This is a genomic window from Pseudomonas sp. PSKL.D1, assembly GCF_028898945.1.
In the GTDB taxonomy this organism is placed as follows: domain Bacteria; phylum Pseudomonadota; class Gammaproteobacteria; order Pseudomonadales; family Pseudomonadaceae; genus Aquipseudomonas.
The window spans coordinates 3845726-3858334 of sequence record NZ_CP118607.1; the positions used below are offsets into that span (position 1 = coordinate 3845726).

At 64.3% G+C, this 12609-nt stretch carries 11 protein-coding genes and 1 tRNA gene; 4 read left to right on the forward strand and 8 right to left on the reverse strand.

The window, feature by feature from the left end:
- Positions 1 to 98: 98 nt before the first annotated feature.
- Genes PVV54_RS17075 through PVV54_RS17105 form a run of 7 tightly spaced genes read right to left on the reverse strand, consistent with a single transcriptional unit; the run spans position 99 to position 6427 of the window.
- Complete coding sequence (locus PVV54_RS17075) at positions 99 to 1061, reverse strand: Csu type fimbrial protein (protein WP_274906393.1); 963 nt, start codon at positions 1059 to 1061, stop codon at positions 99 to 101.
- Positions 1058 to 3451 carry a fimbria/pilus outer membrane usher protein gene (locus PVV54_RS17080; protein WP_274906394.1) on the reverse strand — a complete coding sequence of 798 codons (2394 nt, stop codon included), beginning with the start codon at positions 3449 to 3451 and terminating at the stop codon, positions 1058 to 1060. Before PVV54_RS17080 ends, PVV54_RS17075 begins: the two co-directional genes overlap by 4 nt.
- Positions 3452 to 3463: 12 nt before the next feature.
- Positions 3464 to 4228, reverse strand: coding sequence for a fimbrial biogenesis chaperone (locus PVV54_RS17085; protein WP_274906395.1), 765 nt, complete (start codon positions 4226 to 4228; stop codon positions 3464 to 3466).
- Between the two features lie 39 nt (positions 4229 to 4267).
- Positions 4268 to 4771 (reverse strand): Csu type fimbrial protein, encoded by a 504-nt coding sequence (locus PVV54_RS17090; RefSeq protein ID WP_274906396.1) that lies wholly within the window; start codon positions 4769 to 4771, stop codon positions 4268 to 4270.
- A 9-nt stretch (positions 4772 to 4780) separates the two neighbouring features.
- Positions 4781 to 5314 (reverse strand): Csu type fimbrial protein, encoded by a 534-nt coding sequence (locus PVV54_RS17095; protein ID WP_274906397.1) that lies wholly within the window; start codon positions 5312 to 5314, stop codon positions 4781 to 4783.
- A gap of 18 nt (positions 5315 to 5332) precedes the next feature.
- A complete protein-coding gene (locus tag PVV54_RS17100) occupies positions 5333 to 5869 on the reverse strand; it encodes a Csu type fimbrial protein (protein WP_274906398.1) in 537 nt (178 codons plus the stop codon).
- A 30-nt stretch (positions 5870 to 5899) separates the two neighbouring features.
- Positions 5900 to 6427, reverse strand: a complete 528-nt coding sequence (locus PVV54_RS17105) for a Csu type fimbrial protein (protein ID WP_274906399.1) — start codon at positions 6425 to 6427, stop codon at positions 5900 to 5902.
- Positions 6428 to 6666: 239 nt separating this feature from the next.
- On the opposite strand from PVV54_RS17105, the gene PVV54_RS17110 reads away from it, so the two are divergent.
- From PVV54_RS17110 to PVV54_RS17120, 3 genes are read left to right on the forward strand one after another with little or no spacing between them, the layout of a single operon-like run.
- Entirely contained in the window at positions 6667 to 8916 is a 2250-nt protein-coding gene (locus tag PVV54_RS17110) for an ATP-binding protein (RefSeq protein ID WP_274906400.1), read from the forward strand.
- A 14-nt stretch (positions 8917 to 8930) separates the two neighbouring features.
- Positions 8931 to 9392, forward strand: coding sequence for a response regulator (locus PVV54_RS17115; protein WP_274906401.1), 462 nt, complete (start codon positions 8931 to 8933; stop codon positions 9390 to 9392).
- 12 nt (positions 9393 to 9404) lie between these two features.
- On the forward strand, positions 9405 to 11792 hold the full coding sequence (locus PVV54_RS17120; RefSeq protein ID WP_274906402.1) for a hybrid sensor histidine kinase/response regulator: 2388 nt from the start codon (positions 9405 to 9407) through the stop codon (positions 11790 to 11792).
- 143 nt (positions 11793 to 11935) lie between these two features.
- Here the strand turns inward: PVV54_RS17120 and PVV54_RS17125 are convergent.
- Positions 11936 to 12010 (reverse strand) — tRNA-Gln (locus PVV54_RS17125).
- 299 nt (positions 12011 to 12309) lie between these two features.
- On the opposite strand from PVV54_RS17125, the gene PVV54_RS17130 reads away from it, so the two are divergent.
- On the forward strand, positions 12310 to 12522 hold the full coding sequence (locus PVV54_RS17130) for a hypothetical protein (RefSeq protein ID WP_274910453.1): 213 nt from the start codon (positions 12310 to 12312) through the stop codon (positions 12520 to 12522).
- Positions 12523 to 12609: the final 87 nt, after the last annotated feature.

Below are 12609 nucleotides of genomic sequence, written 5' to 3' on the forward strand. Positions count from 1 at the left end.
ATGGGGGCGCTACGCCCCCCATTCGCGACACAAGGCCGCTCCCACAGTAATCGCGTCAGCTTTTAGGTTTTATACAAGACAGTTGCTCCTACAGATCATCAAAACTGCACATCCAGTATCACGCTGTCGGTGTAACTCGCCGCCGGCGGTGTGGCCTGGTCGGTGTACACCTTGGCGTTGTAGTTGAACACCTGGCTCCCGGTTCCGGTGCCTGCTCCGGGGTTTACATCGGCATCGCTGCTCGAGCGCCGGGCCGTGGTCAGCGAACCCCAGCGCACGGCGCCAGCGCTCTTGAAAATGTCATAGGCCAGGTAATTGTTGGCACTGGACTTCATCCGCCGCCGCCCACCCGACACGTTCTGCCCGTCATCCAGCCCCACCGTGTAGCTGCTCCCCTTGGTGCACGACAGGCTCACACTCTGGCTTACCGTACCGAACCCGGCCACCACCGGCGCGCTGCCGAAGTTGATGCTGGGTGTGGTGATCTGGCAGTCGTTGCTGACCGTCAAAGTCACCGTAATTGTCTGGCTGCCGCTGCCGATATCCCGGCCCAGGCAAATGCTGCCAACACCAATGCCCGAGCAATAATTCCAGGCCCAGGCAATGTTCAAGGTCTCGGTGTACACGCCCGCCGCCACATTGGCGCCCACCACGGTCTTCAAGTACAGCGGCACGGTTTTGGGCGTGGTTCCACTGAGCAGGCCCAAGGCATCGATGATGCCGTTGCGGGCGAAGTCGAACTGGGTGCCGCGGGTGATGGGGTAACTGGTGCTGTTGTTGCCGTAGATCGTGTAAGGGATCACGTCCCCCGTCGGCCCCACCAACCCGCTGGTGCTGGAGGTGATGGTGGCATACACATGGTCGGTGCTTACCAGCAACGACAGCAAAGACCCCGTGCATTGCAGCCCGGCATTGGTGGTTGAAGCGCTCTGAATCGTGGTGCGCACCAGCGTCGAGTTCACAGTCCCGAAGGCCGCCGGCGATGTTGCCACCACCGAGCACGCCGCCATTACCGGGCCGGGCATGCCCAAGGCCAGCAATGCCCAGGCCCACACTCTCATCGGCACACCAACGGGCCGATGAAGGGAATCGCGCCATCGGCAGGCGGCAAGTCAAACTCAACCTGGCACTGCCCTCCCCCTTCCAGCGTTACCAGCAGGCGATTACGCGGCGCTAGGTTCTCGAGGTACACCAACCCGTCCCACCCCACCACGGCCTGCCCGCCACTTTGCTCATGAATCACTTTGCTGCCGAGCGTCAAAGGCTGCTGGTTACCATCGACCAGCTCGATGCTCGCGGCCAGTACCCGCTTGAGCGGAAACTGAAGCAAGTAGCCGCTGCCGCGGCGCACCGCCACCCGCTGCTCCACCTCCGGCGCCAACACGTCGGGCGGCAGGTCCATGGGGTCGATTTCGTACTTCCCGCGGTAATACCCGCTGCTGTAGGGCACCAGCAGGTGGCCGTTCTTGTCGGTACGCCCGATTTCCTGATTCTCATAGCGCACGGGCACATCGGCATAGCCGTCGGTGCTCACCACCACGAACGCATCGTCAATACGGTTGGCGGCAAACAGGCCGGCATCCATCCACACCAGTGAGCCGCTGGCGTCGGCCCAGCGGGTCATTTCGCCGCTGCTGCCATACACGCCTGCCTGCAGCTGCACCGACTGCAGGCGCCAGGTGACGTCGGCCTGGCGGTAGGCGTCGCGGTCACTGCCGCTGGCGTAGCCCAGGTTGTAACCCACCCCGCCACCCACCGGCACTGCGCGGCTGTAGTTGACCCGCTGCAGGTTTTCGCCTTCCTTGCTGCGCTCGGTGCCCAATGCCAGAGTGCCGTTCAGGTCGAACGGGATCACCAGTTGCGCCTGCACCGCCCACTGGCTGTCGCCGATTTCACGGTTGGCCGACAGGTAGACGCTGCTGTTGCCCCACAGTGGCCTGCTCCAGCTCAGGTTGACCAGCCGGGTGCGGGTGCCGTCACCGGCGCGCACATCGAAGTAGCCCGCGCCCAGGCTGCCGTAGCGGTCGAGGTTGACGCTCAACGTCACTTGCTCGCTGCGCTGGCTCAGTTGCATGTCGGGGGTATCGACGCGGCTCAGGTCGGCGTATTCGCCATGGCGCTGCAGGCGCTGATAGTTGAAGCCAAAGCGTTGGCTGTTGTACTGGTAGCCAAGGGCGACCTGATGGCCTTTCTCGCCCTCGAACTGGCTCTGCGCAACGGCGGCGTTAAGCACACCAAAGTTGCCCAGCCGCATGTTGCCGCCCAACCCGCCAAGCACCAAAGACTCCGCCGTTTCGGCATGGGTTTCCAGGGTAAAACTGTCGCTGATGCCGTGGCGCAGGCTGGCCGAGGCAACGCCCGGGCCGTAGCTGAAATCCTTCAAGGCATAATCGCGGCGCAAGCTGCCTGCAGCCAACGAAAAGTCCGACAGGCCTTTTTGCAGCAGGCTGCTGGTCACGTAGAACGGCAAGGTGGTGGACACCTGGCGGCCCAAGGCATCGGTGGTCACCACCACGGCCTCACCGGCACCGTTGATGAACGGCACATTGGTCAGCGTGTAAGGGCCGGGCTGCAACTCGGTGGTGCTGGACTTGTAGCCGTTGATGAACAGGTCCAGTGACGTGGGTACTGCCGCTTCACCTGCAAAGGCCGGCAGCGGATAGGTGACCAAGTCTGGCCGGGCGGCGAAGTCGCGGGCCAACTGCAGCCCACCAACGCGCACCGAGCTGGTCCAGGGCAAGGCGCCCGTGACGAAATCCCCTGCCTCGTAAGTCAGCAGGCGCTGTTCATCGGTGAAGCGCCAGGTGGTGTCGTAGCGTAAAAAGCCCTGCCGCGTGGTATCGGCCTGGGCGCCGTTAAAGGATTGGCGCCACTGCCCGGTAGTGGCGAAGGTGCCCCAGCTGTCGAACAGGCGCAGCTCGTTCCAGGCGGCAAGGTAGGTGCCGCCGTCGTCAGTGTCATTCAGGTACAGGTCATAGTTGAACAACGCCCCAAAACTGCTGCGCGCTTCACTGGCCGGGTACAGGCTGCGATCGCCGACTTGCTGATCCGGCAGCCAGGCGGGCGGCACCTGCAGCAGCAGGCGCTGGTTCTGGCTGTCGTAATCGGTGTGCAGGCCAGGCACGGCCTCAAGCGCCAGTTCACCTTGCGGGTTGCCGGGCAGCGCAACGCCGGCGGCGCGCAGCACCTCGCTGTCCAGGTACAACTGCCCGGCGCGCTGCTGCACCGGCACCAGTTCAGCGCGGGGCACCTGGTTCACCAGCAAGTCGAGGTACAGCGTGGCGTCGGCGATGGCGGCCGCTTCGGTGGGCGGTGGCGGCAGGTCGTCGGCCACCGCCAGGCCGGCGCCGAGCACGACCAGCCCCAGGCACCAGCGGCGCACTGCCCGCAACAGCGGTTTCACACACGGTTTCCAACCATTGCCGGGTCCTCCCTGGCCCCAGACCGACATTCATTGGCGGGCTCATTGGCCTTGCCGGATGGCCTCGGCCACTTCCTGGCCATTCACCCGCCCTTTCAGCACGCTGCCAGCGCCGGATGCGGCCGGTGCTGGCCAGCGCATGGTGGCACCGGGCAGCACGTAACCCAGCAGGCCCTCGGCAAGCGGCTTGCCCTGCACCACCACGTCGGTCAGGCGCGCGTGCACCGGGCCGGTGTTGCGCAGTTCTACATAGGGTTTGCCCTGCACCGTCACCGGGCGCCAGCTTAATTGCGGTTTGCCAACGCCACCGGCGCTGCGGTTGCCGTCCGGGTCCGGTTTACCCCACAACCCCTCGCCATAGACGAACAGCGGTACCGAATACCGCATCTGCAGGCGAATGGCTGCCGAGGTGCCTTGGGTGTTGGTATCGGCGGGCAGTGGCGACGGGATTTCATCGATGATGATGCGGTAAGCCTGCTCCTGGCCGGCGGGCGAACTGCCCGTGCGCGTCAGGCGGATGAGCTGCTTCTGGCCGGGCGCGATGTTGGCCACCGGCGGGCTGCCGATGATGTCGCGCTGGGCCTGGAACTGTTCCTGATAATCCCCCTGGCGCCAGGCAAACACCCGCACCTGCAGGCTGGCGGGGGCCGAACCACGGTTTTCCAGCCACAGTGCGCCGGCTTTCTGGTCAGCCTCCAGCACCGGGTCGATCGGCCAGATCAGCACCGACGTGGCCGCGCCTGCCGGCAGGCTCGCCAGCAGCAACAGCCCGATCACACCTTGCGCCCACTTCGCGCCTGCCACCATCCCGCTCTCCTTGCTTGATTGTTCTTGTTGGCGACGCCGTTACCAGGCCACCGTCACTTGCACCACGTCGGTGTAGGTCCCGGCAGGCACCAGGCCGGTCAGCGTCGCCCGGCCATACACCGGCAACTTGATCGCCGTGGGGTCGCTGTAGCTGACCGCCACGCTCTGGCCGATAACCAACGCCTGGGTGTAGGCCGCGTCCCGGTAGAGCTGATAGGCCAGCAGCTGGGTGCCTCCGCTGCGCTTGAGGTAACGCGTGCCGCTGGCGCTGTTCTGGCCGCCGTCCAGGCTCATGCTCACCGCCACGCCGGGGGTGCACTGGAAGGTCACCGTGCTGCCCCCCAGTGACGTGCTGAGCGCGCCAGTGGCCAAGGCCGACTGGGTGCCGTAGTCGAGCGTGCCGTAGCTGGTGACCCCGCCGACCACCAGGCAACCGGCAACGATCTGCGCCGACACCTGGAAGGTGCTGCTGGTTGCCGCATGCAACGGCGCGGCCAGCACGGCACCGAGGCCCGCCAGGCAACCGCCGACCCAGTTGCGCATGGCGCCGGCTCAGAACGACAGCTCGACGGCCACCGTGTCGGTGTACGTGCCTGCCGGCAGCCCCGCCTTGCCGCGTGCCTGGCCATACAGGTTGACGGTTTGCGCAACGCCAGTGCTGGTCGGCAGGGTAATGGTGCCGTCGATGGCCAGCAGCTGGGTGTGCCCGGCATCCGTGTAGAAGTCGTAAGGCACGAAGTTGCCGCTACCATCAGCCAATGCCCGTGTACCGCCGGCGGACTGGCCGTCATGGGAACCCGCACGCACGCGGATCGCTGGCACCGTGCCTGCCGAGCAAAGAATGCTCATGGCCCCGCCGCCGCCACCCAGCACCTGGCCATTGGCGGTGGTGAACAAGGCTTCCTGGGTACCGAAGTTCAGCGCGCCGAAATTCAAGCCTGTACTGCCGGTGCTGCCATTGACCTGGCAGGCTGCAGTCAGCGTGAGGGTCGAGCTGATGGTGCCGGTCACGGTGGCGGCCTGGGCCTGGGCGGCCAAGGCCAGCCCGAGGCCGGCGAGGATGCAGTGGCTGAGGGTCGTTCGCATCGTAGTCTCCTTGCGGGGTTACCAGTCCAGGGTCACTCTGAGGGTGTCGCGGTAAAGCCCGGCAGGCAGCGCGCGCGGCTGCGCCACCACTACACCGTAAATAGGGATCGGCACCTGATCGGTGCTGCTGATGGTAAAAGCACGCGCCTGGCCGATGCCGTAGCGGCTGTTGCCGCCAGGGTCCACCGCCAGTTGGTAGGGGATCATTTCACGGCCATTGCTCAACCGGCGCACGCCGTCGTTGCCATTGAGGCCAGCATTGATGCGCACGTTGAAGGCCCTGACTTCGGGGGTGCAGCTGATCTGCAAACTGCCCTCGCCACCCGCCTGGTCAACGCGGGTGCGCAGCGCCTGGTCCCAGTTCGGGCCGCGCTCACCGAAGTCCATCAATCCTGGGTTGCCCAGCGTGGCGGGAGGCTGGTCACCGCTGCTAATCTGGCAGGCAGTGCTGATCACCAGCCGTGCCTGGATGAAACCGGTGGTGGTGCCATGGGCGACACCGCCGGGAACCAGCAATGGGCCGAGGGTGAGCAGCAGGATCGATGTGCGCTTCATGGCCAGACGTCCTTGTGCATGTCGCCCTCCCTACCAGGTGACCGTGACTTTGAGCAGGTCGGCGTACTGCCCGGCACGGGGCACCCACGCCAGTTTGTCGATGCGGGCATACAGCGGCAGCTCCACCGAACCGCTGTCCGGCACACGCGCCGCATGGGGCTCACCCACCGCCACCGGCTCACGCCAAGCGGCATCGCGGTAAAGCCGGTAGGGAATGGGGCGCGCCTTGGCGTCCTCGCTGGCCAAAAAGCGCAACTCACCTGCGCCGCCATGCTGGCCACCATCGATCCGCACTTGATAGGGCGTGTCGGGGTTGCATTCCAGCCGGGGTGGCCGCTGGCTGATCAGAACGCCACTGAGCGGAGCGCCCGGGCCATCCAGGCGCGCGGCATCACCCAGGTCGATTTGACCCAGAGCCTGAGCACCTGCATCACGCTGCTGGTTGACCAGCATGCAGCCACGCTGCACCTGGAACCGAACCTCCACCAGGAAGTCCGAGGCTACGGCACTGCCGCTCAACATCAGGCCCAACAGCCCGGCCAGAAGGCGTTCCGTCACTTCACGTTCCTTGTTCCTCTATGCTCATTTGAGCGTAGCAGTCAGCCAGCAAGGCGTGATGGCAACAGGCCACACTTTAGTGATAACCCCAAAGATTTAAACGCGGCAGCGAACCCTCGCAACGCAAGTGCCTCAAATGGCCATAGGCCGGCAAAACGGCCCACATTCTGTTACGGTGCCTGGCGGCCGCACTGCCTGCACCGCAAGCCAGTAAGGACACGACAGGAGCGTTATCATTGATGACCGCAGACAATGCACTCGCCGAGGCCGTCGAACGCTGCGCCCAGGAGCCGATCCAGGTGCCGGGCAGCATCCAGCCGCATGGTTTTCTGCTGGTGCTGGACGAACACGACCTGCGCATCCTTCAGGCCAGTGAAAATGCTGAACGCTGGCTCGGGGTACCGGCCCGGGAGTTGCTCGGCTGTGGCTTTGCCGACGTCATCAGTGGCCAGTTCGACTTGCGCAGCCGGCTGGAACAGCTGCCGGCTGACGAAGCGTTCCCGTTCCATATCGGCGACCTGCGCCTGCGCGAAGAGGCGCCGTTCACCCAACCGCTGCGGCTGTTGGCCCACCGCCACGACCAGGTGCTGATCGCCGAATTCGAACCCTTGCGCCAGCCCACCGACCTGGCTGGCCAGGGCGACTATTACCCGCTGGTACGCAGTTTCGTCAGCACCCTGCACAAGGCCGGCAGCATCGAAGAACTGCTGCAGCAGACGGTGGTGCAAATCAAGCGCATAACGGGCTTTGGCCGGGTCAAGGCGTATCGTTTTGATGCCGAAGGCAATGGCGAAGTGCTCGCCGAAGCCGCAGACGAAGGCTACCCACGCTACCTTGGCCTGTGCTTTCCGGCCTCGGATATCCCCCGCCAGGCCCGCGAACTCTACCGGGTCAACCGCATCCGGGTAATCGAAGATGCCCATTACCAGGCCTCGCCGCTGCTGCCCAGCCTCAATCCGCGCACCGGCAAGCCACTGGACATGAGTTTTGCCGCCTTGCGCAGCGTTTCGCCGGTACACCTGAACTACATGCGCAACATGGGCACCCTGGCGTCCATGTCGCTGTCGATCGTGGTCGACGGTGAACTGTGGGGGCTGGTGTCGTGCCACCATGCGCAACCCCGCCCGGTGGATTTGCGCACGCGCACGGCCTGTGAACTGCTGGCCAGTGTGCTTTCGCTGCAGGTCGAATCGCGCGAAGCCCACGCCAAGACCCGCTCGCTGCTCGACCTGCGCCAGCACATCGTGCGCATGATCGCTTCGATGGCCGACCATGACAGCGTCAGCGACGGCCTGCGCGAGCTGCCCGATGTACTGCTGGCATTCGCCGGCGCCAGCGGCGCCGCCGTCATTTCTGCCGAGCGCTGCGACCTGTTCGGCCACACACCACCCCCCGCCCAGGTCAATGCCCTGGCGCACTGGCTGGGCCGGCGTGCGGGCGAAACGGTGTTCCACAGCGACAACCTGCGCCGCGACATCGACGAGTTACCCGAACTGGCCGCCCACGCCGGGGGGGTGCTGGCGGTGGCCATCTCGCAAATCCACTCGCACTACTTGCTGTGGTTCCGCCCCGAGCAGGTGCGCACGGTCGAGTGGGCCGGGCGGCCGGACAAACACGTAGGCCCCACCGGCGCACTCAACCCGCGGCACAGCTTTGAGCGCTGGCAAGAGCAGGTGAACGGCTACTGTGAGCCTTGGGACCTGCTGATCATCGAAGGCGTGCTTGAACTGCGCGGCGCAGTGCTCGGCATCGTGCTGCGCAAAGCCGAAGAGCTGGCGCAACTGGCCGGTGAGCTGCGCCGGTCAAACAAGGAACTTGAAGCGTTTTCCTACAGTGTGTCCCACGACCTTCGCGCGCCGCTTCGGCACATTGCCGGCTACACCGAACTGCTCGGCGAAATCGAAGGCCATGGGATGAGCGAGCGCGGCCGCCGTTTTCTGCAACACATTGGCGAAGCGGCGCAGTTTGCCGGCAGCCTGGTGGACAACCTGCTCAACTTTTCACAAATGGGCCGCTCGGCGCTGCGGCTGTCGGACGTCGACCTCAACGCGCTGGTCGAGGCCATCCGCCAGGACCTGGCGCCCGACTACGAAGGCCGCGACATCGTCTGGGAGGTTGCCAGCCTGCCCAAGGTGATTGCCGACCCCGCGTTCATCAACATGGCGCTGCACAACCTGATCGCCAATGCCATCAAATACACCCGAGGGCGCGCACCGGCCCACATCGAGATTCAGGCCCGCCAGCACAAGCAAGAAATTGAAGTCTATATTCGCGATAATGGCGTAGGCTTCGACATGGCCTATGTGAACAAACTGTTCGGCGTCTTCCAGCGCCTGCACCGCATGGAAGACTTCGAAGGCACCGGCATCGGCCTGGCCAGCGTGCGGCGTATCATCGAGCGCCACGATGGGCGGGTCTGGGCTGAAGGCAAGGTCGGCCAGGGCGCCAGTTTTCACTTCACCCTTCCCCGTCACCCGGCAACTTCCTGAGGCACCCGTACACCATGCTCAAGCCCATCCTGCTGGTTGAAGACAACCCCCGCGACCTGGAACTGACCCTTCTGGCCCTGGAACGCAGCCAGCTGGCCAACGAAGTGATCGTGCTGCGCGACGGTGCCGATGCGCTCGACTACCTGCTGCGGCGCAATGCCTACGCCGAACGTGACGACGGCAACCCGGCGGTATTGCTGCTGGACCTGAAACTGCCCAAGGTGGACGGCCTGGAAGTGCTCAAGGAAGTACGCGCCACGCCCGAATTGCGCAGCATCCCGACGGTGATGTTGACCTCTTCGCGCGAAGAGCCAGACCTGCTACGCGCCTACGAACTAGGGGTGAACGCCTATGTGGTCAAGCCAGTCGAATTCAAGGAATTCGTCACGGCCATTTCCGACCTTGGGGTGTTCTGGGCCGTGCTCAACGAACCGCCACCCGGCTCGCTGCGCCTGAATCGGCGCGGCAGCAACTGAGGCCGGCGCACGATGCAGCCAACACCCCTTAAACTGCTGATGGTCGAAGACAGCGCGATGGACGCCGAGCTGTCGCTGGTGCGCCTGGAACGCAGCGGGTTCCACGTACAATCGCAACTGGTGTTCGACCATATCGCCGCCGAACACGCCCTGCGTGACAACCACTACGACCTGATCCTGTGCGACTGCGTGCTGCCGGGCTCCTCCGGTACCGACGTGCTGGCCATTGCCCAGCGCGTGGCCCCGGACACGCCGTTCATCTTCCTGTCCGGCATCTACGGTGAAGAGCACGCCGTGGAAATGATCCGCCTGGGCGCCACCGACTACTTGCTGAAAAAGAACCTGCCACTGTTACCCAAGGCCGTGCGCCGGGCGCTGACCGAAGTGCAGGAGCGCCAGCGCAGGCGGCGTGCCGAAGAAGCGCTGGCTGATGTCGAGGCCCGCGCGCGCATCGCCATCGACGCGGCCGGCATGGGCACCTGGGACTTCCGCCCCGAGGATGGCCTGTTGCTGTGGGACGACCGCTGCAAGACCTTGTTCGGCCTGCCGGTCGACACCGAAATGAGCCTTGAGGTGTTTTACAACGGCATCTACCCGCCCGACCAGCCCCGGGTGCAGGAGGCGGTAGAGCATGCCATGGACCCGCACAGCGACGGTTTGTACCGGGTCGAATTCCGCATTGCCCCAGCCGATGGCCTGGAACCGCGCTGGCTGCTGAGCAGCGGCCAGTGCCAGTTCGTCGAGGGCCGCTGCACCCGGTTTTCTGGCGTGCTGCAGGACATCCACACGCAACGCCAGGCCACCCTGGCCCTCAAACAGCTTAACGAAATGCTGGGCGAACGGGTCGAGCGCCGCACCCGCGAACGTGACCGCGCCTGGGAGCTGTCCCAGGACCTGCTGGCCGTGCTCAACAAAGACCTCACCCCGGTCGCGCTCAACCCGGCCTGGGAAGCCAGCCTTGGTTTCTCGCGCGAGCGCCTGAGCCAGACTTCGCTGCTGCAATTGCTGCCCGAGCCGGACCAGGAATCGCTGCTGACCGAACTGGCCGCCCTCGCCCACGGCCGCACCAGCGCCCGCTTTGTCGGCCGCATTCGCCACGCCGGCGGCCAGTTGCGCTGGCTGTCCTGGGCGGTGGTGCCGGAGGACACGCTGCTTTACGTGGTGGCCCGCGACATCACCAGCGAACGCGAATCCGCCCTGGGGCTGGCCGAAGCCAACACCCGCCTGCGCGAGCAGATTACCGAGCGCGAACGCATCGAAGCCGCCCTGCAGCAGATGCAGCGCCTGGAAGCGGTCGGCCAGCTTACTGCCGGCGTCGCCCACGACTTCAACAACCTGCTCACGGTGATCATCACCGGCGCCAGCTTCCTTGAACGTGACCTGGCCAAAGCCGACCTGGACAAGGCCCGCACACGCCTCACCCACATTCGCGAAGCAGGCGAGCGCGGCGCCAAACTGACCTCACAGCTGCTGGCCTTCTCGCGCCGTCAGCGCCTGGAGCCGGTGCCGCTTAACCTCAACCGTACCTTGAGCGGGCTGGAAGAACTGCTGCGCCGCACCCTGGGCGGCAACATATCGGTACGTCTGGACCTGGACCACAGCCTCTGGCAAGCGCTGACCGACCCCACCCAGACCGAAATGATCATCCTCAACCTGGCCATCAACGCCCGCGATGCCATGCCCGAAGGCGGCCAGCTTACGCTGACCACCCGCAACACCCGTATAAAGGCCCGCCCGCAGCGCCCGGAAGACCCGGAGCCGGGCGAATACGTGATGCTGAGCATCCGCGACACCGGCTGCGGCATGAGCGAAGAAGTGCTGGCCAAAGTGTTCGAGCCGTTCTTCACCACCAAGGACATCGGCAAAGGTTCCGGCCTGGGGCTGGCACAGGTGTTCGGTTTTGCCAAGCAATCCGGCGGTGGCGTGCGCATCGATACCGAGCCGGGCCATGGCACCCAGGTGGCGGTGTACTTGCCGGCGGTCAAGGAGCATGCGGCCAGCGTGCCTGCGGCAGAGCCGGTGGCGCAGCCGATCAACGACAGCGGCCATGACCGCACGGTGCTGCTGGTGGATGACGACCACTTGGTGCGCGACATGGTCGGGGACGTGCTGCGCCAGTATGGCTATCAGGTGCGCCAGGCGCACAGCGGCGAACAGGCGCTGGCGTTGCTGGATGACGGCATCGACCTGCTGCTAACCGACTTTGCCATGCCCGAATTCAATGGTGCGCAATTGGCACTGGCCGTGCGTGAACGCTATGCCCGGTTGCCGGTGGTATTCCTGACCGGGTATGCCGAGCTGGAGGGGTTGGAGCTACCCAACAGCGTGGTGCTGCAGAAGCCGGTGCAGGCTGAAGAGTTGGCGCGCGTGCTGGATGATTTGCTGAGGGTTGGGCGTTAGCCTTTTCGGCCTCTTCGCCGCTGCGATTTACCCGCGAATAGGCTGGACCAGGAATACAGAAATGCAGAAATGCAGAAATGCAGAAACCCAGCGCTGACATTCATCTGCACTGGAAAATAATTCGGATTTTCGAACTGAGAAAATGGCAGGGGCGGCTGGATTCGAACCAACGCATGGCAGGATCAAAACCTGCTGCCTTACCGCTTGGCGACGCCCCTGTATCGGATGCAGCTGATGCTGCCCTGACAATTCCAACTGAGTGACAACTGGGTTGTTGTCTTGGAATGCGCGGCACTTTACCACAGATTTTTCTTTTGGGAAGCCCCAATCGCAAAAAAAATGCTTTAAAACAGCAAGTTAGTGCCAGCTGGCTAAAACGTGAGCAACCTCGACAACCATTCGTCGCTTTTTCGCTACCGCCCCTCAACACAATCGCATTGCGCCCTTCCAATCAGTTAAGCGAACTGCATTGACCAAGGAGGACTCCATGCCCGTCTCTCACGACCTGTAGCAAGACCTGCACTACCCCCGCGAAATCGTCCAGCAACGCAGGCAGGACGATAAAACACTGGACCGCCTGCTGGATGAATACATGGACATAGACAATCAGGTGCTCGCCGCCGAATCGATCTCGGCGGGCAACTTTCAGGATGACGACCTGCGCCTGCTCAAGGAACGCCGGCTGACCGTCAAGTACATGATCGAGCGCCAGCTCGAACGCAAATGCTGACCTATCACAGCGGTTGATAGGAGTACGGCACTTTTTGTATTGGTCAAACGGGGCATCCTCGGGCAAGCTGCACCCTGCCCCAACCAC

Bases quoted from the DNA above. Each gene is read 5' to 3' on its own strand.
- PVV54_RS17075 (WP_274906393.1), bottom strand. From the start codon at position 1,061: ATGAGAGTGTGGGCCTGGGCATTGCTGGCCTTGGGCATGCCCGGCCCG.
- PVV54_RS17080 (WP_274906394.1), bottom strand. From the start codon at position 3,451: ATGTCGGTCTGGGGCCAGGGAGGACCCGGCAATGGTTGGAAACCGTGT.
- PVV54_RS17085 (WP_274906395.1), bottom strand. From the start codon at position 4,228: ATGGTGGCAGGCGCGAAGTGGGCGCAAGGTGTGATCGGGCTGTTGCTG.
- PVV54_RS17090 (WP_274906396.1), bottom strand. From the start codon at position 4,771: ATGCGCAACTGGGTCGGCGGTTGCCTGGCGGGCCTCGGTGCCGTGCTG.
- PVV54_RS17095 (WP_274906397.1), bottom strand. From the start codon at position 5,314: ATGCGAACGACCCTCAGCCACTGCATCCTCGCCGGCCTCGGGCTGGCC.
- PVV54_RS17100 (WP_274906398.1), bottom strand. From the start codon at position 5,869: ATGAAGCGCACATCGATCCTGCTGCTCACCCTCGGCCCATTGCTGGTT.
- PVV54_RS17110 (WP_274906400.1), top strand. From the start codon at position 6,667: ATGACCGCAGACAATGCACTCGCCGAGGCCGTCGAACGCTGCGCCCAG.
- PVV54_RS17115 (WP_274906401.1), top strand. From the start codon at position 8,931: ATGCTCAAGCCCATCCTGCTGGTTGAAGACAACCCCCGCGACCTGGAA.
- PVV54_RS17120 (WP_274906402.1), top strand. From the start codon at position 9,405: ATGCAGCCAACACCCCTTAAACTGCTGATGGTCGAAGACAGCGCGATG.